Source organism: Kordiimonas pumila, assembly GCF_015240255.1.
GTDB lineage: Bacteria > Pseudomonadota > Alphaproteobacteria > Sphingomonadales > Kordiimonadaceae > Kordiimonas > Kordiimonas pumila.
On sequence record NZ_CP061205.1, the window covers coordinates 3051053 to 3071036 of the forward strand.

The 19984-nt window shown below is 47.3% G+C and carries 18 protein-coding genes and 1 tRNA gene; 9 read left to right on the forward strand and 10 right to left on the reverse strand.

What is annotated here, in order from left to right:
• Positions 1-7: 7 nt before the first annotated feature.
• The 5 genes from groL to ICL80_RS13475 all read right to left on the reverse strand — a co-directional run bounded on the left by groL (position 8) and on the right by ICL80_RS13475 (position 5755).
• Positions 8-1666 carry a chaperonin GroEL gene (groL, locus tag ICL80_RS13455; protein WP_194213086.1) on the reverse strand — a complete coding sequence of 553 codons (1659 nt, stop codon included), beginning with the start codon at positions 1664-1666 and terminating at the stop codon, positions 8-10.
• Positions 1667-1721: 55 nt separating this feature from the next.
• A complete protein-coding gene (gene groES, locus ICL80_RS13460) occupies positions 1722-2009 on the reverse strand; it encodes a co-chaperone GroES (protein ID WP_194213088.1) in 288 nt (95 codons plus the stop codon).
• A gap of 212 nt (positions 2010-2221) precedes the next feature.
• A complete protein-coding gene (locus ICL80_RS13465) occupies positions 2222-4000 on the reverse strand; it encodes a tetratricopeptide repeat protein (RefSeq protein WP_194213089.1) in 1779 nt (592 codons plus the stop codon).
• A 197-nt stretch (positions 4001-4197) separates the two neighbouring features.
• Positions 4198-4620: a PaaI family thioesterase gene (locus tag ICL80_RS13470; RefSeq protein WP_194213091.1), complete on the reverse strand. Its 423-nt coding sequence runs from the start codon at positions 4618-4620 to the stop codon at positions 4198-4200.
• A 10-nt stretch (positions 4621-4630) separates the two neighbouring features.
• Positions 4631-5755: a sialidase family protein gene (locus tag ICL80_RS13475; protein WP_194213093.1), complete on the reverse strand. Its 1125-nt coding sequence runs from the start codon at positions 5753-5755 to the stop codon at positions 4631-4633.
• Positions 5756-5958: 203 nt separating this feature from the next.
• Here ICL80_RS13475 and sppA point away from each other — a divergent pair, with 203 nt between their 5' ends.
• Entirely contained in the window at positions 5959-7803 is a 1845-nt protein-coding gene (gene sppA / locus ICL80_RS13480) for a signal peptide peptidase SppA (protein ID WP_194213096.1), read from the forward strand.
• The gene (gene msrB / locus ICL80_RS13485; RefSeq protein ID WP_194213097.1) at positions 7800-8198 is read left to right on the forward strand and encodes a peptide-methionine (R)-S-oxide reductase MsrB; all 399 of its coding nucleotides are present in this window, start codon (positions 7800-7802) and stop codon (positions 8196-8198) included. The genes sppA and msrB overlap by 4 nt, the downstream gene beginning before the upstream one ends.
• Here the strand turns inward: msrB and ICL80_RS13490 are convergent.
• Positions 8195-9256, reverse strand: coding sequence for a DUF3667 domain-containing protein (locus ICL80_RS13490; protein ID WP_194213099.1), 1062 nt, complete (start codon positions 9254-9256; stop codon positions 8195-8197). The two genes, msrB and ICL80_RS13490, sit on opposite strands and share 4 nt — an antisense overlap.
• 62 nt (positions 9257-9318) lie before the next feature.
• The gene (locus ICL80_RS13495; protein ID WP_194213101.1) at positions 9319-9972 is read right to left on the reverse strand and encodes an MBL fold metallo-hydrolase; all 654 of its coding nucleotides are present in this window, start codon (positions 9970-9972) and stop codon (positions 9319-9321) included.
• Between the two features lie 331 nt (positions 9973-10303).
• Between ICL80_RS13495 and ICL80_RS13500 the strand changes: the two genes are divergently transcribed.
• The 6 genes from ICL80_RS13500 (at position 10304) to ICL80_RS13525 (ending at position 16016) form a co-directional block, all read left to right on the forward strand.
• Positions 10304-10963 carry a hypothetical protein gene (locus tag ICL80_RS13500; RefSeq protein ID WP_194213104.1) on the forward strand — a complete coding sequence of 220 codons (660 nt, stop codon included), beginning with the start codon at positions 10304-10306 and terminating at the stop codon, positions 10961-10963.
• 159 nt (positions 10964-11122) lie between these two features.
• On the forward strand, positions 11123-11287 hold the full coding sequence (locus ICL80_RS13505) for a hypothetical protein (RefSeq protein WP_194213106.1): 165 nt from the start codon (positions 11123-11125) through the stop codon (positions 11285-11287).
• Between the two features lie 248 nt (positions 11288-11535).
• On the forward strand, positions 11536-13755 hold the full coding sequence (locus ICL80_RS13510) for a TonB-dependent siderophore receptor (protein WP_194213109.1): 2220 nt from the start codon (positions 11536-11538) through the stop codon (positions 13753-13755).
• Between the two features lie 70 nt (positions 13756-13825).
• Positions 13826-14107 carry a hypothetical protein gene (locus ICL80_RS13515; protein ID WP_194213111.1) on the forward strand — a complete coding sequence of 94 codons (282 nt, stop codon included), beginning with the start codon at positions 13826-13828 and terminating at the stop codon, positions 14105-14107.
• Entirely contained in the window at positions 14104-14406 is a 303-nt protein-coding gene (locus tag ICL80_RS13520) for a hypothetical protein (RefSeq protein ID WP_194213113.1), read from the forward strand. Before ICL80_RS13515 ends, ICL80_RS13520 begins: the two co-directional genes overlap by 4 nt.
• A gap of 11 nt (positions 14407-14417) precedes the next feature.
• Positions 14418-16016 carry a PepSY-associated TM helix domain-containing protein gene (locus ICL80_RS13525; protein WP_194213115.1) on the forward strand — a complete coding sequence of 533 codons (1599 nt, stop codon included), beginning with the start codon at positions 14418-14420 and terminating at the stop codon, positions 16014-16016.
• 80 nt (positions 16017-16096) lie between these two features.
• Here the strand turns inward: ICL80_RS13525 and ICL80_RS13530 are convergent.
• Positions 16097-16171, reverse strand: a tRNA-Gln gene (locus tag ICL80_RS13530).
• Between the two features lie 168 nt (positions 16172-16339).
• On the opposite strand from ICL80_RS13530, the gene ICL80_RS13535 reads away from it, so the two are divergent.
• A complete protein-coding gene (locus ICL80_RS13535) occupies positions 16340-17332 on the forward strand; it encodes an NAD-dependent epimerase (RefSeq protein ID WP_194213117.1) in 993 nt (330 codons plus the stop codon).
• A 14-nt stretch (positions 17333-17346) separates the two neighbouring features.
• On the opposite strand, the gene ICL80_RS13540 is transcribed toward ICL80_RS13535, so the two are convergent.
• Both ICL80_RS13540 and ICL80_RS13545 read right to left on the reverse strand, forming a co-directional pair.
• Positions 17347-18246 (reverse strand): 4-(cytidine 5'-diphospho)-2-C-methyl-D-erythritol kinase, encoded by a 900-nt coding sequence (locus tag ICL80_RS13540; protein WP_194213119.1) that lies wholly within the window; start codon positions 18244-18246, stop codon positions 17347-17349.
• Position 18247: 1 nt separating this feature from the next.
• Positions 18248-19981, reverse strand: a complete 1734-nt coding sequence (locus tag ICL80_RS13545; RefSeq protein ID WP_194213121.1) for a tetratricopeptide repeat protein — start codon at positions 19979-19981, stop codon at positions 18248-18250.
• Positions 19982-19984: the final 3 nt, after the last annotated feature.

Genomic DNA, 19984 nt, shown 5'->3' on the forward strand with positions numbered 1-19984 from the left:
GGCTGGCTTAGAAGCCCATACCGCCCATGCCGCCCATGCCGCCCATATCAGGCATACCGCCACCAGCACCACCAGCAGACTTGTCTTCTGGAGCATCAGTGATCATAGCTTCTGTTGTGATCATCAGACCAGCGATAGAAGCCGCATCCTGAAGCGCTGTACGAACCACTTTAGTCGGATCGATAATACCAGCTGCAACCAGATCACAGTAAACTTCGTTCTGGGCATCAAAACCAAAGCTTGGATCGTCTTGCTCAAGAAGTTTACCCGCAACAACAGCACCATCAACACCAGCGTTTTCTGCAATTTGGCGCACAGGCGCTTGCAGAGCACGGCGGATAATGTCGATACCTTTAGTTTGGTCGTCGTTTGCGCCTTCAACACCAGCAAGGGCTTTAACAGCAAACAACAATGCTGTACCACCGCCTGCAACAACGCCTTCTTCAACCGCAGCGCGGGTGGCATGAAGTGCATCGTCAACGCGGTCTTTGCGTTCTTTCACTTCAGTTTCAGTAGCACCACCAACTTTAATGATTGCAACGCCGCCAGAAAGTTTTGCAAGACGCTCTTGCAGCTTTTCTTTGTCGTAATCAGAAGTTGTTGCTTCTACTTGTGCTTTGATTTGCTCGCAGCGTGCTTTGATGTCGTCATCAGCGCCAGCGCCGTCAACGATTGTTGTGTCTTCTTTAGTGATGTTCACACGCTTTGCAGTGCCGAGCATCTCAAGACCAACGTTTTCAAGCTTGATACCAAGATCTTCTGATACAACCTGACCACCAGTAAGGATAGCGATATCTTCAAGCATTGCTTTACGGCGATCACCAAAACCTGGTGCTTTAACCGCAGCAATTTTAAGGCCGCCGCGCAGTTTGTTCACAACAAGTGTTGCAAGCGCTTCACCTTCGATGTCTTCCGCAATAATCAGAAGCGGGCGTGCAGACTGCACAACGGCTTCAAGAAGCGGCAACATTGGCTGAAGGTTAGAAAGTTTTTTCTCATGCAGAAGAATAAGTGGGTTTTCAAGGTCCACAGTCATCTTCTCAGCATTTGTGATGAAGTAAGGTGACAGGTAACCACGGTCAAACTGCATACCTTCAACAACTTCAAGCTCACTCTCGAGGCCTTTAGCTTCCTCAACAGTGATAACGCCTTCTTTGCCAACTTTTTCCATTGCAGCGGCAATATCTTTACCAACCTGCACTTCGCCGTTCGCAGAAATCGTACCAACTTGCTCGATTTCAGCAGTTGTTGTGATGTCTTTAGAGCGTGATTTGAGGCTTTCAACAACTTTAGCTGTTGCGATATCAATACCGCGCTTCAGGTCCATTGGGTTCATGCCAGCCGCAACAGATTTCATGCCTTCGCGTACGATAGACTGTGCGAGAACTGTTGCAGTTGTTGTACCATCACCCGCTACATCATTGGTGCGGCTCGCTACTTCTTTCACCATCTGTGCGCCCATGTTTTCGAACTTGTCTTTCAGCTCGATTTCTTTGGCTACAGATACACCGTCTTTTGTAATGCGTGGTGCGCCGAATGATTTATCAAGTACAACGTTACGACCTTTAGGGCCGAGTGTAACTTTTACGGCATTTGCGAGTTTGTCAACGCCAGCAACGATTTTCGCGCGCGCATCTTCTCTGAGTTTAATTTCTTTGGCAGCCATCTTGGGCCTCCTGAATTAAATGTTAAACTATAGGACTAAAATTGGGTTCGAGTGGTTACTCGATAATACCCATAATGTCAGATTCTTTCATGATCAGCAGATCAACGCCGTCAACTTTAACTTCTGTGCCAGACCATTTGCCGAACAGAACTTTGTCACCCGCTTTAACGTCAAGAGGTGTAACAGTGCCGTCTTCAGCTTTGTTGCCAGTGCCAACAGCAATTACATTACCTTCTGATGGTTTTTCTTGTGCATTATCTGGCAGAATGATGCCGCCAGCAGTTTTTGCTTCACTTTCAATGCGCTTGACCAATACACGGTCATGGAGCGGACGAAGAGCCATGGTTTGTCTCCTAATTGATAAACCTAATCATATGATTATTAGCACTCACCATGCATGAGTGCTAATGCATGGCCTATGTAATCTCTATACGGAGGGGGTTCAAGGGGTAAAAAAGATTCTTTTTTATAGATTTTTAGGAAGCTACTTCGAAGCCGCGTTTAAGCCACCTAGAATAGGCGGCTTAAACTGCTCATGAGTTTAGAAGAATTCGCTTACAGTTTCATCATCGGCAGTGGCGCTTTTTGTACGCTGGCTTTATCAAGAAGCAGCTTGGTTTGTGCAGCAGCTTCAGTGTTACCAAGTTTTGTCTGTGTTCTCATCAACCCGTAAAGTGACCATGCGCTATTGGGGTGGCGAATAAGGCTTGCTTCAAAAGCACGCTCTGCTTCCACGAACCTACCCGCTTTAAAGAGCGCAGCCCCAAGGCTTTGCTCAACAGCATAATACCAGAAAGGTGGTTCCATATAGGGCATACTGTCTTGCAGAACAATTGCATCCTGCCACAAAGAAATAGCCTTGTCGTTTTCACCCTTGGCCATATGGTATTTCGCCCATATGGTTTTCCCCGCAAGCTCAAGAATAGTGGCAGCCGGAATACCAGACGTTTTCACCTTCTCGGCCCCCATAAGGATTTTGATCTGCTCTGCCTCTTCAAGAGCGCGGTCATCGCCTGCTTCAGCCAGCACGGCACCACGCGCATAATGCCACATGGCCTTTAAGTAAGGCTGGCTAAGCGGGGGCTGCTCTAACCCCATAACCGTATCCAGTGATGCAAACTGCGAATATGCAAAATAGGAAGCAGCCTTAATGGGGGCAATCCATTCCGCCTCTTTCAAAATGGCCAAAGGAATAAGCTTGTCAATTTTACCAGCATACTCCAGTGATGTTTTTGCATCTCCCGCCATCTGCGCCGACACCAGTACAAAATGCACATTGTGTGGGTAATACCCATAGCGGTAGATGGCAGAACCTGTTGTTTGATTTAGGTAATTCTCATCAACCGCCACAGCCTTCACGTTAAGGTTTAAGCTATCCACATACCGGCCAACACGAAAATATATATGCCCTGGCATATGCACAAGGTGCCCGGAACCGGGCGCAAGGCCCGCGAGTTTGTCTGCGTATGGCTCAGCCTGCTTCACCTTTGTACTTGCTTCATATAAATGGATCAGCAGATGAATAGCCCCGTAGTGATCAGGGTTACTTGCCAAGGTTTTTTCTATTTGGGTTATGGCGCGTTTTATAGCCGGCTTGGGTGTTGTGAAATCACGTTCCCAGTAATCCCACGGCGTTGTGTCCATGAGGGCTTCTGCGTACAGAACAGCAATGTCTTCATCTTCAGGAAAGGCTGCAGCAACCTCGGCCATCGCACCAGCGAAACGCTTATCCAGCTCGGCACGGGGCAAGGTTTCATCATCGCTGTACCGCATCACCAGCGCATCAATCAGGGCAGCTTCCGTCAGCGAAGCATCGTCTTTATATGCGAGCGCTGTATCAAGGGCGGTAAGCGCTTGTTCAACAGCCTCAGGTCCCATCGCCGGATCATTGATATTGGGGCCAAGCGCCATCGCTTCACCCCAATAGCAAATTGCACATTCAGGGTCTAATTCCTGAGCCTTTTTAAAAGCACGGATCGCTTCCCAGTGATTGAACCCATACATAAGGGCAAAGCCCTGTGTGAAAAAAGCTTGTGCTTTAGGGTTAACACTGGAAATACTAAACTCCCGCCCATCAAGCCCTGGCATAAGTGAAACCGGATTATTTACTGGCGCGGCAGCATGCGCAGCACTAGATAGAAGGTGCATAAGCTCAGGTTTAAAAAAGGTACCACGTTCAGCCCCCGCCTTACCGCATATATTAAGGTTCGCGGCCTGCGGTTCAAAGATATAGTTTTCCGCAGGTAATTCTCTTGCACTGTCATTGTCGCTTATAAGCGTAGGAACTAGTAACAGGCTTCCAAACAGGGTAACAGGAAGAATGGCCGGTTTCATTTTAATTTCCCCAAAAATCAATGATCCTGAAAGTGAAAATACTCATATTTCATCTGTGCCGCAGCATTAGGGCTTAGTCTATCTAAAAAAATGCATATCTCCAACCCCGCATTGCAGTATTGGCAAGCATTTCATGCACAGGTGTATCTTAGCTAAAGCATAAAAATTAGAGAACATCAAAAAAGGCAAAGCATTTGCTAGGCTTTAATGCGTTTTAAAATACCACTGAAAGTCATAATAATACGATCCCCGGTAAACACTTCCCCTCGCACAAACAGTAACGAACGTGTTGCGCGCACAATATCGCCCTTTGCCTCAATCAGGTCCCCTTCCATGCCGGCAGACACAAATTCCGAGTTAAACCCAACCGTTACACAGCGCCCTTCAAGCTGATCGCGGGCAATAGCAAACAGGGCATAATCAGCAAAGCTCATGAGCAAGCCGCCGTGTAAGGGACCAGAACCATTACAGTGGCGTTTTTCAGCCCAAAATGCCGCCTTGCATGTGCCGTCACCATTTTCCTTCAAATAAAAAGGCCCAATCATATCCTCGAAGGGGTCACTATCACCCCAAACCCTATAGCCATGTTTGGTTAGGTCTTTTCCAATCTCAGTTGTCATTCGTAATCCTTTAGCACAATTCCAGAACGGAGGCTTCAATGCCGCGAATACCTTTATCATCCGCAATATAGTATGCAATCAAAACACGCCCATCTTTCAGGAGGGTTGCAGACGGATAGCCCGTATCGCGGCTCGGGCTATCATCCCTAATAATAATTTCCGGTGCGCTCGCGATATCCTGCCCCTGCTCCACAATCCGCGCACGCACCCCCATTGGGTTGTGCCTGTATCCATACACCAGCAATAAACGCCCATCTTGTAACACAAGCCCATCATACGGATGCCCTATAATGTCAACAGTCTCTGGTGTACCGAAGCTATAACCTCCATCATCAGATTGGGAAATTATCAATTTGTCGTCGTTATTTTTTGTACGGTGAAAAGCCGTAATTTTACCCTCAGGCCAGCGTGCCAGTGTTGGTTCTTGCAACCCCACATTCCCTGCTGAAACATAGCCTTCCTGATAGTGCCAGCTTTCGCCTTGATCACATGAACGGAAAAAACGCGTAACAGCTTCCTTTTCACCTTCGATGGACCAGAAATATCCAGCCAGCAACAAATCGCCATTATCACATTCAATCATGCGCCCTTTAAAAGCGCCAGTACCGGTAATTTCTGGCCACTCAAAAGATTTCACCTTTGGATCAGCAGGTACCTCAAAGGGGGCAGACCATGTGCACCCCTCATCATCACTATAGCGAATATAACTACTGTGGAAAATATAGCCCGCGCCCATATGCTCTGAGCTGGTTACCGAAACACCACGTTCTTCAAGCTTGTCACGTACCTCAATGGTTATAGGATACCAGCGAAAACTATATTGAAAAAGTCGCCCAGCCCGTGTTCGAAACAGGTTACCATCCTGGTCGCCGGCTTCAGCATGCACCGGCAATATTTGAGGCTGCAGCAAAACGTTTATGTCTGGGTCAAAGCGCATGAAAGCGATATGCGACCGAAAATGCACATGATCAACACTGTTGAAATCTTCAGGCGCTATATCACCAAGCAGCCACCGGTGGTCTGGTGCCCGCCGAAAAGCCAGCAATATATTCCCCGAAGCAGTGGTTACAACTGACGGAAAGGCTGAAAAAAAGCGCTTAGAGCGATATAGCACCAGCGGAGAGTCAACTTTCACCACCATACTGCCTGCACCTTTCCGTTAATCACCGCTTGGGCGGAACCATATGAGTTACATCAGTAAATGACTATACTTTAGAAATATCTTTGCATTTATCGCGAATGTTCAGCAACATTTTGTAAAGGATATTTTGCAACTTAGGCATAGCTTCCTATATAGAGGTTTAATAAAGTTACCATACAGCCAAGGAGTAGAAGCTGATGAAGGGTATTTGGGCACTTATCAAGTTTGTTGGAAAATTCGTCCAAGGCCTTGGCAGTTTTACGATTGGCGTTATCGTACTACTGGGACTTTTTGGTATAATGGTCGCAACCAATAGTAAGCAATCCAACATTCCCGCAATTGAAGACGGCTCCGTTCTTATCCTTTGGCCACAAGGTAATATTGTTGAGCTAACACAGTTGCAGGACCCTCTCGCAACCCTGTTTCCGCAGTATAGCAACCAGATTGTGGAAACCAGTATACACGATATTACAACTGCCTTGAAACGGGCAAAAGCAGACAAACGCATTGCAGCAATGGCGCTTATTACAGATTCGCTTGCAGGTGCTGCACCCAGCCACTTGCATACGATAGCCGCCGCAATTCGCGACTTTAAATCAAGCGGTAAAAAAGTATATGCACTGTCCTCTTCCTACACACAGGCAGACTATATGTTAGCTGCAGAAGCTGATAAAATTTACATGAACCCTTACGGCAGCATTATGATGACAGGCTATGGTTCATACCCGACCTATTTTAAAGGGTTGCTGGAAAAAATTGGCGCAACAGTGAATGTCTTCAGAGTTGGCACCTATAAAGCAGCGGTGGAGCCTTTTATTCGCGATGATATGTCTGATGCTGCAAAAGAAGCAAACCTCGCATATCTCAGCAGCTTGTGGGATCAATATACAGGATCAATTGAAACTGCGCGTGGGTTAAACACCGGCAGCCTGAATACCAGCATTAATTCTATGGCTGAAAATCTCCGCGCTGCGGAAGGTGACTTTGGCACCCTTGCTTTAAACACAGGCCTTGTTGACGAGCTTTCACCACGCCAAACATGGCGTAAAGCGCTTATTGATGAATACGGCCTTGATGCAACCGGTGTTTCATTCAAACAGGTTCATTTCCAGAATTATCTGGCCGCGACCAACCGCTACACTGCAAAACCCAATAAAATCGCGGTTATCACCGCACAAGGCAATATTGTTATGGGTGAAGGCCCTGTTAATGTTGCCGCAGCTGAAACCCTGATAGGTTATATCAGGGAAGCCCGCAACACCCCTGAAACAGCCGCTATTGTACTGCGTGTTGATAGCCCTGGCGGCTCTGCTTTTGCATCAGAATTGATACGTCAGGAACTGGTAGCTGCACAAGACCAAGGCATTAAGGTGATTGCTTCCATGGGGCCTGTTGCCGCCTCTGGTGGTTACTGGATATCAGCAACCTCTGACGAAATATGGGCAGACCCATCAACCATAACAGGCTCTATTGGCATATTTGGCCTTGTTCCAACTTTTGAAAACACGCTTGATAAACTAGGGGTTCATACCGACGGTGTGGGTACAACGGCACTGGCAGGTGCCTTTGATGTTACCCGCCCAATGAGTGATATGAGTAAAGATATCATCCAGCAAAATATTGAAGCCGGATATGCCCGGTTTATTAATCTTGTTTCCAAGGGTCGCGGCATGCCACCAGAAGCCGTTGACAGAATAGCCCAAGGCCGCGTTTGGTCAGGCGAAACCGCTTTACAGCTTGGCCTAGTTGACCAGCTAGGTGGCTTTGACGACGCTGTTGCTGCCGCCGCTAAAGCAGCAAATGTTGAAGACTATGAAGTTGTATTTTACCGCGACAGGCCTAATGAATTTGAACAAGCCATTGCTGATTTACTAAACTCGTCTATCGGTATGGATGCTGTTAAGCCCCTATTTTCAGGCAGCCAGAACCCTGTTATGCAAACCGCAATGGAAGTGAAAAAAGGCATAGATGTTTTAAACAACCTCAATGATCCAGCCGGCAGCTATATTGTCTGCCTAGTGTGTGATGTGAGGGTAAAATGACAAAAAAAATTGAAAAATCAGATAGTGTCTGGCGTGCAGAGTTAACGCCTGAGCAATATGCAGTATGCCGCTGCGGCGGCACAGAGGCGCCCTTCACAGGTAAATACTGTGATACAAAAACAGACGGCATATACCACTGTGCCGCCTGTAAGGCCCCTTTGTTTGATAGTATCACAAAATACGAATCTGGTAGTGGCTGGCCAAGCTTTTGGGCGGGCATATCCGACGACGCTATTACGGAAAAAACAGATACCACACACGGCATGGTGCGCACGGAAATACTATGTGCACGATGTGACAGCCATTTGGGCCATGTCTTTCCAGATGGGCCACAACCAACGGGCCTGCGCTATTGCACAAATTCAGCTTCCCTTGACCTTAAAAAACGGGACTAAAGCTCCCTTAGGCCGGTAAATATAACCTGCGCAAGCACAAGCATCATAAAAGTGAAATAGATAACCCAAATAAAGCCTGCTTTCAGGAAGGCTTTTATGATGCCTTGGTCTTCTGCCACCTTAAGCGCGATGATCAAATAAACACTGCTGCCCCACCAGAACAAGTCCATCCCTAGCGCCCCTCCCCACAAGGGGACAACGCCGATAAGGGCGATAAACAACAGGAACAGGAAAGAATGGAAATGAAGGGAAAACACAAGCTGGTGCATATAATAGCCTGTTTTACCCCAATGAAACACTCGTAGCAGAAGTGCAAAAAATGGCACCAGCACAAACATGGCGCGCGGTAGCCATTTATTAAAAAGCTGATTAAATTTCTCCGGGTCTTCAAGCGCCCGGGCAAACCCCGCTGCAGCTTCGCCCACTACCCCCGCTAAATCTGGCAACCCTTCAACCAACTCCTGATGTAACTGTGCCATATGCTCTGGTGAAATACCCGTGCGTTTCTCCTCTGATATGGGCACAAACATGCCTACGCTTATGGTGTACGGCACAGACAGGCTAATAGGGAAATCGCTATAGCCTTTTTCTTCATGTGCACTGCCTTCAGGCACGGTCGTGTCATTAGGTATAACCTTCACATCCAAAATAGCTATATTTGCAGCAGAAATAATTAGGAAAAATATAACAGATACAATCACATAAAGCCTGAGCGGCGGCGAAAAACGCGCCCGCATACCCTTCATATAAGCATATGTTAAGCCACCCGGCGCCAAAACTAGCAAAACAATCGTTTTAAGCAAACGGCTGTCAGAAGAAAAAACACTATCAAGCATGTCGCGTATCAGGGTCCATATTGGGCGCCTCAGCTCTGAATCCTGCTGGCCACAGATATGGCAATAATGACCGGTCAATTTTGTATGGCAGTTTTTACAATAGGACACATCATCGGCAGCAATAATAGCCGCCTCTTCCCGCGCTTTTACCTGCTGCAACTCAGTGCGCTGCCTGACAACAGACAACGGCTTATCAAGCTTGCTTGCTAGCCACTTTTGCATACCTGCCCTCCTACCCTACTGGCACGAGCATAAAAGAAAGCAGCATATCTATGCAACAAGGCTTATTGGCGGGCTAAAACCTTATCGGCAACAAACTGGTTATTCTGGCGTTCGGCACCAAAGGTCGAAAGCGCCCCATGCCCCGGCACAAAGGTTACATCATTGCCAAGCGGCCAAAGCTTTTTGGTGATCGAGCTTATCAAGTCGTCAAAATTTCCTTTTGGGAAATCTGTCCGGCCAATACTGCCCTGAAACAGCACGTCACCAACAAAAGCAACCTTGTGTGCTTCATTATAAAGCACAATGTGCCCGGGGGTGTGCCCGGGGGTGTGCAACACAGTCAACTTTTCACTCCCAACCATAATCTCGTCACCATCATTCAGCCATTCATCTGGCACACAGCACCTAAGGCCCGGCATACCATATTGGGCGGCGTGTTCTTCAATCCCGTCTAGCCAGAATTTATCGTCTTTGTGAGGGCCAATGATCGGAAGACCTAGCTGCTCTTTTAAGTCCTGCGAGCCGCCAGCATGGTCTAGGTGCCCGTGCGTGAGGATGATTTTGGTAATATTCACACCAAGTTTATCCACTACTTCACGCAGCTTTTGTACATCTCCGCCCGGGTCCACAAATGCACCTTCCATGGTTTTATCATCCCATATGATACTGCAATTTTGGGAAAAAGCCGTTACCGGAACAATTTGCGCTTTAAGCATGGAAACTCCTGACAAGGTGATAACATGTGATGTTACTTAAGGGTAACGAACAAGAAGGCAAGCTTCAAGTCATCAACCGTGATAAATTTAGCCCCTATCACAGTTTAATTTCTCAAAAATCCTCAACACCGCCATACAGAATAGGACAGCGACCCAAAAGTGCCTCCACTAGTGCGTTCTTTATCGTTCTTTTATTTTTTTGCATTTCTCACACATCGATTCCTGATTTGAAGACAGCTAGCTTCTGTAACTGAGAGGTATTTCTGCGATGAACACAGCGACACCTTTAGGGCCAACACAGATTAATACACTAGCAAAAGGAGCAAGTATTATGTCTATCAAAAATACAACAGCTATCGTATCACTCAGTTTTTTATTGGCATCAACAAGCGTGTTCGCTGACCAGACACCAACGAACATGACGATTGACCAGTTGCCTGAAAAAGGCGCTGTAACACTAACTGGCGTCGTGAAAGAAGTGAATGCTGAAGATAAAGAGTTTATTCTTCAGGACAGCAAAGGGGACACCATTGATGTTCAGTCAACAAAAATACTGAGCGTTAAAAAAGGCGACACCGTTACCATTAAAGGTAATATGGATGATGACTTCATGGGTGTTGGTCAGGAGATTGACGCAACCGACATTAAGATTGTTGGCATGATGGATAGTTCTGCACTTAAAGATAAAGCCAAAAAAACTGAAGACTATGCTTCAGCTAAGCTTGATGGCAGTGAATATACTGCGATTGATGCTCTACCCGATGAAGGATATGTGACCATATCCGGTACGGTGGAAGCGGTTAACCGTGATGACCGCTCTTTCACACTGCGTGATAGCGCTGGCGATACAATTGACGTGCACACGCAATCAGCCATAATGGTTGATAAAGGTCAGGTTGTAAAAGTGAATGGCCGGATGGACGATGAAGTAGCCGGCATGGGCGAACAGATCGTATCTGCCACAGTTAAAGTGGTTAAACAGCCTTCATAACCCTAGCAAAAAAACACCTAAGGCGGCTCTAGGTTTCCTGAGCCGCCTTTTTCTATGGCAACTAGTATTTTACTGTTTTGTGAGAACGCATAATCTACTTGCCTTTTACAACATGACAACCGACAAACAACTCGTTTATTTTATGAAAATGAGGGTTTGGTGGCTGCCATTATCATACTCATAATATCTCTGTGTCTTGCGGGCTGTGCTATTGTTACAGTGCCGGTAAAAGTTGCAACCAAAACCGCAGGAACTGCCATTGACATAACCACTACAGCAGTTGATATGGCAATACCTGACGGTGAAGTGACAAACACAAAATAACGGCCGTGCCTCTTGCTCTAAATATGCACTGCATATCACCTCCCCCTTGTATTTCGATATTTTAATGAAATTATAATTTTCATATTGCAATTAATAATGATTATCATTATCGTCCGGCCCCGTAACTAATTTACAGCACTAAACCAGCTTATATGTGCATGGCAGCAGGCATATTTCTCACATGTCTTTTCATATTGGCAGGCTCGCTCCCTTGAAGAATGACTATTATTTTATGAAAGAAATTTGCCATGCGTTTTCAAAACTTATCCCATATAGCAGTACTTGCTGCGACAACCGCATTAGCGCCTTCAGGCTATGCCTATGCAGAATCCAGCACTGCATCAAATAAAGATATTACCGAAATTGTTGTAACAGCTACGGGGGAAACCCGCTCGTTTGGTGGTTCGAAAACTGACACCCCTCTTATAGAGCTACCGCAATCTGTTTCCGTTATCACGCGGGAAGAAATGGACCTGCGCGCTGTTCATACTGTTGCTGATGCCCTAGCCTATACAGCGGGTGTACAGTCTGAAGCATCTGGCATTGATAGCCGGGTTGATGATGTTACCGTTCGCGGCTTTTCTGCGGGCGGATTTAGTACTAACAATAATTTTGTTGATGGCCTGCGCTTACCAACTGGTGGTCAGTGGACCCGCACCTCCTTCGACCCGTTTGGTTTGCAACAGATTGAAGTTTTAAAAGGCCCGTCTGGTGTTCTCTTTGGGCAGGTAGCACCCGGCGGCATCGTAAACCTGATTAGCAAGCGCCCCATGGGCACTGCCCACGGCGAGGTTATGTTGCAAACAGCAGTCTACACCGACTTTGACCGCGCCCAGTTTCAAGGTGCTGTAGATTTTGGTGGCCCTATTGATGACGCGGGCAAGTTTATGTACCGGATGGTTGGTGTTGTGCGTGACGGTGAAACCCAGATCGATGAAACCAGCAACAGCCGGTATTATATTGCCCCAAGCTTTACATGGGCCCCAACCGCAGACACATCTTTCACCCTTCTGGCACAGTATCAGCGCGATGAAGGTGGCTCAACTTTCCAGTTTATGCCAGCAACAGGCACACTGTACGAAAGCAACGGCAGCCATATTAGCCTTGATACCTATATCGGCGAGCCAGACTGGAACAAATTTGACAGAAGCCAATATCTGATCGGCTATGCCTTCGAGCACCGCTTTAATGAAAACCTGCAAATGCGCCAAAACCTGCGCTACACCCATATCAACACACTCTATCGGGCTTCTGTACTGCGCGGCGACACAGTCACTGACTGCGGCACGCTTGACGGCTGTATACCGGGGCAAACTATTAACCGGCGCGCCGTACAGGGTGCTGGTGAATCTGACGGTATTGCCGTTGATACACAGGTTGAAGGCAACGTGGAAACCGGCAACCTAAGCCACACACTTCTTGCAGGCTTTGATTATTTTCATACAGAATGGGAACATTACCGCGATCTCGTTTCATCCGCTGTTGTGTTACCACTTTTAGACTTTTATAACCCGGTCTATAGGGGCGCTGCCACCTACGTCGATAACCTCAGTCCCCAGATTTATACGGAAACGGTTAGCAAGCAGACAGGTATCTATGCACAAGACCAGATCGCCTATGGTAACTTGCGGGTAACACTGGGCGGTCGCTACGACTGGTCAAAAGACGATAGCTATAATCCTGTGACAGATGTTGATACACTGACAAAAGCAGATGCCTTTACGTGGCGAACTGGGGCTGTTTATTTATTTGATAACGGCTTTGCGCCTTATGCCAGTTATTCAGAATCGTTCCAGCCGTCGAGCGGGAGCTATTTTGATGGTACAGCGTTTGATCCAACAACAGGCACCCAGTACGAAGCTGGTGTCCGTTACCAGCCACCAGGCTCAAATGCTTTTCTAACCTTTGGCGCTTATGAAATTACACAGCAGAATATAACCACCCCTGACCCAGACCCGGCACATGTGTGTGGCACAGGGAACTGTTCTGTGCAAACAGGCGAAGGGCGCATCAGGGGCCTTGAACTGGAAGGTAAGGCCACCCTGCCCTTTGGTATGGCAGTGGTAGGTTCTGCCACCTATATGGACAGTGAAATAACGGAAACCAATACCGCCAGCGAACTTGGTAATGAACTGGCAAGCGTACCAAACTATATGGCCTCGCTTTTTGTTGATTACCGCTTCACTAAAGGCGGCCTAAACGGGACAGGCGTTGGCGGCGGCACTCGTTATGTTGGCAGCACCTACGGCAACAGCGCTAACACAATGGAAATTCCCGGCTATACGCTGTTTGACCTGTTCGCAAGGTATGATTTTGGCGTCAAAAACCAAAGCCTTGATGGGCTTATATTCTCGGTCAATGTCCGTAACCTTACCAACAAGCGTTATGTCGCAACTTGCACCAGTGTGGCATCGTGTTTTTATGGCTCAGGTAGAACAGTTAACATTCGTCTTCAGTATCTTTGGTAAACAGCAGACTTCGCCGCCAAATGGCGGCGAAGTCTTTGCATAATTTAAACAGCTAAAGGAATAGTGTATCATGCCTGCAGAAATAATGGCAATCGCAGCTGTGTTAAGCTGTATGTTAAGTGCTGCAACTTTTTATTTGGCTTCACCAAACCAGCGTATCCTTAAAAAGCCTTTTCCTAAAATAGCGATGTACAGTAGCGCCAGTCTTTGCTTCTGCTTTTCGGCTTTTGCGCTCAATACTCTCATGACCCTAGCACCAACTATTTTTAGTATGGCCCTGCTTTACATGATGGTGTGGGCGCTTCTCCCATTCGTTGGCGTGCTGGACCAGGTACAAGGCCGAGCGAAATGACCCCCTTACCTTACGCACTTTCCAGCAAAAACTGGATTGGAAAAGCAAGCGCTGGGGCAATTTTAGGGTTCAGTTTTGCCATAGCCCTATCCGGCCTTCTTGCCTGGTTTGGACCGGGTGGCCTTTTGGGTGGAATCAACAAGCTGCAAGTTAATATGTGGCTCGTGTCGCCTGTATGGGTTGCTGTTCTAAGTGTTTGTTTTCTTTTCAAAAATGGCTGGTCTGCATGGATGTGGCTTGGCCTCTTGAATTGTATTTGTTTTGGCGCGCTTTACGGCGGGCGTTTCTTGTTTTTCTAAAAGAGCTTATTATGCGCACCGATATTATCAAACTTTATAAAGACATTCATACGTGGGTTGGTATATGCAGCGGCCTAGCCTTGTTTATTGCTTTTTATGCCGGGGCCATAACAATGTTTGAAAAACAGATAAACGACTGGGCCAGCCCGCCTTCAGGTATAGAAGCACCTCTTGACCTGGCAGAAACTGACAGGCTACTGAATGCAACGATAGAGGCATACCCAGAAGTAAAAAGCAGCTACCAAATTCACCTATACCCTTCGCCTTCAACACCTTCAAGTGTCATGTGGCATATACCGCTTGAACCAGAAAAAGGCAGGCGCAGCAAACAGGCTTATTATGCGGCCAGTTTTGCAGGTGACGGTACGGTTTTAAAAACAAAGCTTCAAAAACCTGAACTGGCACATTTCATCAATATCCTTCATCAACAAGTAGGCCTACCCTTCAGTCATGAAATTGCCATGCCTATTATGGGGGTAATAGCCCTTCTGTATTCATTGGCGCTCGTATCCGGAACAATCATATTAATTCCCAGTCTCGTGAAAGACCTGTTCCTGCTGCGTATTGGAAAAAACCTTAAGCGCATGTGGCTGGATGTTCACAATGTACTAGGGATTTTCAGCCTGCCTTTTCATATTGTTATGGCTTTAACCTCGGTTATCTTTGCTTTTCATGACCAGATTTATGACACGCAGAACGTGGTTCTCTATGACAATAAAATAGCTGACCTCTGGGCAACAGGCACATTAAAGTACCCGCAGCACCCTGAAAATACACCCTTACTAGCCGTACCAACCCTGATAGAAAAACTGGCTGTTGATGCCCCTGACTTCAGGCCAACCATTCTGCACTATACAACGCAGCCCGAGAAACAAACCACGCTCAGAATTGATGGCACCGATAGCCGCCGCCTTCTTCGCGGCCCAACATACGGCATTGCAAATGCAGACCCTTATACCGGCGAACTGGTCGGCACAGGGATGATGCCGGGGCGCCAAGATGGTTGGGGTAGTGCACTGACCAGCTTTTTTGCCCTGCATTTTGGAGGTTACGGCGGCATATCAGTTCGCTGGGGGTATTTCTTTATGGGTCTTGCTGGCGCCTTTCTCTTTTATTCAGGTAATTTGCTGTGGGTAGAATCGCGGCGAAAAAAAGCCCGGCGCGGCGCCAATGTAGAGCAAAAAAAATCTACCGAATTCATGGGTAGCCTAACCGTTGGGGTTTCACTTGGTTCCATTATCGGGCTTTCTTTAACCATTGCTGCGGCCAAATGGCTCCACAGCTTTGCAGGCGACCTCGGCGCATGGCACAGCGGCCTATATTACATAGCCTTTCTTGCCGCAATTGGTGTTGCATTTGCCATGGGCGCAGCTAAGGCCTGTGTCACCCTATTGCACACAGCCGCACTAACAACACTCCTTATACCTCTATCGAGCCTCATAGGCCTTATAACAGACAACACGCCTACCTTTTACAATAGCTCCACCAGCGCCCTTAGTTTTGACTTCGTGGCAGCCATAGGCAGCCTGTGCTTCGCCCTTATGGCAAAACGTGCATCAAGACGGATAGCAGAAGGCCCTACTGACAGCATTTGGTCAGCCGCAAGCTAACACAAAGAGACATCACGCAAAAAGATGACCGTGCAGCGAAAGCTGCATGGAATACTCTTGATTGTTTTGAAATCAGCTGATGGCTGGGGCGGGAGGATTCGAACCTCCGCATACCGATACCAAAAACCGGTGCCTTACCGCTTGGCGACGCCCCACCAGCTGTGAGCGGGTTTTTAAAGAAACCGCATGGTGCTGTAAAGCCCTTTTTTATGCCTTTTCATACCTTTTCTTGCCAGACCTCACAAAAGAGTAACATTTATAGCAAAAACCTTGCCTCTAGATCAGTTTCAGATAAGTTTCTGATTAAAGGAAAAGGTGATTTTATGACGATTCTGGTTACCGGCGCTGCGGGTTTCATTGGCATGCATGTATCACAGGCACTCCTTGCACGCGGAGAATCCGTTTTAGGTATTGATAACCTGAACGATTATTACGACCCCGCCTTAAAACATGCACGCCTTACAGAACTTTCAAAAGAAAAGGCATTTTCTTTCAGTAAATGCGACTTTGCAGATGCCATCGCCCTGCGTGAAGTTACCAAAACACATAGAATCAGTGCTGTCATACATTTGGGGGCACAGGCTGGCGTTCGTTATTCAATTGAAAACCCAGCGGCCTATATACAGTCTAATTTAGTCGGCCATGCAAATATCATGGAATTATGCCGTCATTCTGACACCGTAGATCATCTGGTTTATGCCAGTTCCAGCAGTGTTTACGGCGGCAACACCAAACAACCCTTCTCTGTTGACGACCCGGTCGAAACCCCTATTTCACTTTATGCTGCAACCAAACGCGCTGACGAGCTTCTGAGCCAAAGTTACGCGCACCTCTACAGCATGCCACAAACCGGCCTTAGGTTCTTTACCGTGTACGGCCCGTGGGGGCGGCCTGACATGGCTTACTGGCTGTTCACCGATGCTATTTTAAACGGCAAGCCAATCAAAGTGTTTAACCACGGCGATATGTCCCGCGATTTCACATATATTGATGATATTGTAACGGGTATTCTCGCCGTTCTTGCCAGCCCTCCCCAAAAAGGCGATGACAATGCCTTTGGTAACCCCGCCCCTCACAAAATCTACAACATTGGCAATAACAAGCCAGAACAGTTGCTTCACATGATTGAAGTTCTTGAGACTGCCTTGGGGATGAAAGCTGAAAAACAGTTTGAACCCATGCAAGCTGGTGATGTGAAAAGCACCTTTGCAGATATATCAGCTTTAACCAAAGACTTTGGCTTTAAACCCAGCACATCGCTGGAAAGTGGTATACAGAACTTTGTTACATGGTACAGGCGCTATAAAGGCCTATAACTAGCCTGAACGCTTTATAGTGAAAGCGTGTCAGCCATCACCCACCATGACGGCATGAGGGCCCTTATTCGCCTTGCGGCACTGTCTGCTTCCTTTTGGGTATTATAAAGAGCAAAGCAAGTGGCACCGCTACCAGACATCTGGACATACAAAGCTTGCTTATCCTGCTTTAAGAGGGAAAGTACCGCCACTATTTCAGGGCATAAAGTTTTAGATGCAGCAAGCAAGCTATTATGAGTTTTTGCTTTTAAAAACTCAATGAAACGAAAGCTGTCTTTAGGTAGCACCCTACCCATCGGCGCATCAAATTGCTTAGCTTGCGCCCTGTAAGCTTTAAAAACCGCTGGTGTCGAAAGGGCAACTCCCGGATTGATGAGAACAACCCCATACTGTTTGGGCAGGTCGGCGGGCGCCATGCATTCGCCTATTCCTGTAACATAAAGCGGCACATTATAGAGGCACGCTGGCACATCTGCGCCAAGCTGTAGGGCCAGACTTTCAAGGAAGTTTTTATTGCAGTCCAGCCCCCAAAAGGCATCAAGTGCAAGCAGTGTAGCCGCTGCATCAGCAGACCCACCGCCAATACCTGAGGCAACAGGCAGGTTTTTTTCTAGGCAAATAGTAACATCAAGCGGGCGAGCGGCATATTCAGCTAATATCGTCGCGGCCTTTAAAACCAGATTTTCTTTTGGGTCTAAACCCTTAAGATGTTTAGCAAAAAGCCCTTCCACCCGAAAACCCGGCAGGTCAGACTGTTTGATATGTATCTTGTCACCCTGTTTTGTGAAAGCAAACAGGCTTTCCAGTTCATGGTAACCATTAGGGCGCCTGCCTGTAATATGCAAAAACAGGTTCAGCTTTGCTGGTGCATTTACGGTAATACTGTCATCAAGGTACCGGGTAACATACGGCATTTCATGGCTTTTCTTTAACGTCAGACAGGCCATTTTCAAGCTTTAGAAGAATAGTATCCCGTTCATCCTGCTTGAGTTCACCTTCCAGCGCATGACGCCACTGGAAACGGGCCTCTACCTTGCGGCCAACACGCCAGTATGCATCACCCAGGTGGTGGGTTATCGTTGCGTCCCCCGGCTCTAGTCGAACCGCCTTCTCAAGCGTTTCAACCGACTTTTGATAATCACCTGTTAAATAATAAACCCAGCCAAGGCTATCTACAATAAAGCCATCCAGCGGGCGCGCCTTAACAGCTTCTTCAATCATGGTGCGGGCTTCATCAACATTTTCGCCGCGGTCAATCCAGCTATAGCCAAGATAGTTCAAAACACTCGGTTGTGTGCTGTTAAGCTTGAGGGCCATTTTCATGTCACGTTCTGCAAGCGGCCAGTTGCCCGTGCGCTCATATGAAACCCCCCTCGCAAAATAAACGTACCAGTCATTTTCTTGTGGGGTTTTAATTTGCGCAATAGCTTTATCGAAATATCCAATAGCTTCCGTAAACTTTTCTTTCCCTTGCAGGATACCAGCCAACGTAACGAGCATATCGTAATTGCCCGGTTCTTTTATCAAGGCATCACGAGTTAGTTCTTCTGCCAAATCAACCTGCCCACCGGCCTTTAAAACTTCAATACGCCGGGCATCTGCTGCCTTCTTAAAGGGGCTTGTTGGGGCAATGCTGTTAAATGCCCGCGCCGCAGCATCAGTTTTTTCAAGGCGTTCAAAAAGCGAGCCTAACATAAAGTATATATCGGACACCTCTGGTGTCAGGTATGATGCAACCCGCAAATAGACAATTGCAGTTTGTAACGACCCATTTTGCGCAAATTCGCTCGCAAGCCTGTAAAACACCATACTAAGGGCACCGTTTGGCGTATCAACCTGATGCGTAGGCGCCAAGCCATTTGTTACCTGCGCTCCTTCGCGCAGTAGAAAACTATGGCTTTCATATTTTGTAATCTGCTGACCTAAAAACTCCCGGGCGGCTTCTTTTTGGCCCATTTTATAAAGCATATGCGCATAGGCAATCACCGGCTGCAAAGATACAGAAGGTTCAATAGCCGTAACAACTTTATACTGCTCCGCAGCCTTGCCATAATCGCCTAAATAATCATAAATATAGGCTAGATGTTCCTGCTCTATACCTGCCAGCCGCGGGTTTTCTCCAAGCGGTGCCAATGCGGCTTGAGCCGCCACCAAATCACCCTCTGCGGCATAGCTCCAAGCGGACAAAATGGGCGCAATAATATAGCCGAAACCTGTCCCTAATCTCTCGTTCATGCGCAGCCGCACATCCGGCCAGTTTTTTTGCTTAAAGGCTTGAAGGACATAAAAGAGATGAACAAGATCGTCTTCTTCATCTACATTAGACATACTAATTTCTGCAGCAATTTTAGCCGCATCATCCATACGTCCTGCATAAATTAGCTGAAAGAAAGCACGGTCAGCAACAAACTTGCTGTCAGGGTCCAGCTTCAGGGCTTCGAGGTAATAATCAGCCGAGGCCTGATAGCGCTCGCTGTGCTGCGCTTCTGTTGCTGCAACAAATGGGCCGTAAAAGCTTGCGCTATCAGCGGTATAGCTATTTTCACTATAAAGCGGCGACACTGTCGGCGCGGCATCCTCCCCTGTAGAGGACACACAGCCGCCAGAAGCGAGCAAAAGGATAGTCGCAATAAGCGGCTGTAATTTCATAAA

What these genes read in the sequence shown, in the direction of transcription:
- sppA (WP_194213096.1), top strand. Translation starts at nt 5,959, where the DNA reads ATGAAGGGTATTTGGGCACTTATCAAGTTTGTTGGAAAATTCGTCCAA.
- ICL80_RS13490 (WP_194213099.1), bottom strand. Translation starts at nt 9,256, where the DNA reads ATGCAAAAGTGGCTAGCAAGCAAGCTTGATAAGCCGTTGTCTGTTGTC.
- groES (WP_194213088.1), bottom strand. Translation starts at nt 2,009, where the DNA reads ATGGCTCTTCGTCCGCTCCATGACCGTGTATTGGTCAAGCGCATTGAA.
- ICL80_RS13515 (WP_194213111.1), top strand. Translation starts at nt 13,826, where the DNA reads ATGCCTGCAGAAATAATGGCAATCGCAGCTGTGTTAAGCTGTATGTTA.
- ICL80_RS13500 (WP_194213104.1), top strand. Translation starts at nt 10,304, where the DNA reads ATGTCTATCAAAAATACAACAGCTATCGTATCACTCAGTTTTTTATTG.
- ICL80_RS13535 (WP_194213117.1), top strand. Translation starts at nt 16,340, where the DNA reads ATGACGATTCTGGTTACCGGCGCTGCGGGTTTCATTGGCATGCATGTA.
- ICL80_RS13510 (WP_194213109.1), top strand. Translation starts at nt 11,536, where the DNA reads ATGCGTTTTCAAAACTTATCCCATATAGCAGTACTTGCTGCGACAACC.
- ICL80_RS13495 (WP_194213101.1), bottom strand. Translation starts at nt 9,972, where the DNA reads ATGCTTAAAGCGCAAATTGTTCCGGTAACGGCTTTTTCCCAAAATTGC.
- ICL80_RS13545 (WP_194213121.1), bottom strand. Translation starts at nt 19,981, where the DNA reads ATGAAATTACAGCCGCTTATTGCGACTATCCTTTTGCTCGCTTCTGGC.
- groL (WP_194213086.1), bottom strand. Translation starts at nt 1,666, where the DNA reads ATGGCTGCCAAAGAAATTAAACTCAGAGAAGATGCGCGCGCGAAAATC.
- ICL80_RS13520 (WP_194213113.1), top strand. Translation starts at nt 14,104, where the DNA reads ATGACCCCCTTACCTTACGCACTTTCCAGCAAAAACTGGATTGGAAAA.
- ICL80_RS13470 (WP_194213091.1), bottom strand. Translation starts at nt 4,620, where the DNA reads ATGACAACTGAGATTGGAAAAGACCTAACCAAACATGGCTATAGGGTT.
- ICL80_RS13465 (WP_194213089.1), bottom strand. Translation starts at nt 4,000, where the DNA reads ATGAAACCGGCCATTCTTCCTGTTACCCTGTTTGGAAGCCTGTTACTA.
- ICL80_RS13525 (WP_194213115.1), top strand. Translation starts at nt 14,418, where the DNA reads ATGCGCACCGATATTATCAAACTTTATAAAGACATTCATACGTGGGTT.
- ICL80_RS13540 (WP_194213119.1), bottom strand. Translation starts at nt 18,246, where the DNA reads ATGCCGTATGTTACCCGGTACCTTGATGACAGTATTACCGTAAATGCA.
- msrB (WP_194213097.1), top strand. Translation starts at nt 7,800, where the DNA reads ATGACAAAAAAAATTGAAAAATCAGATAGTGTCTGGCGTGCAGAGTTA.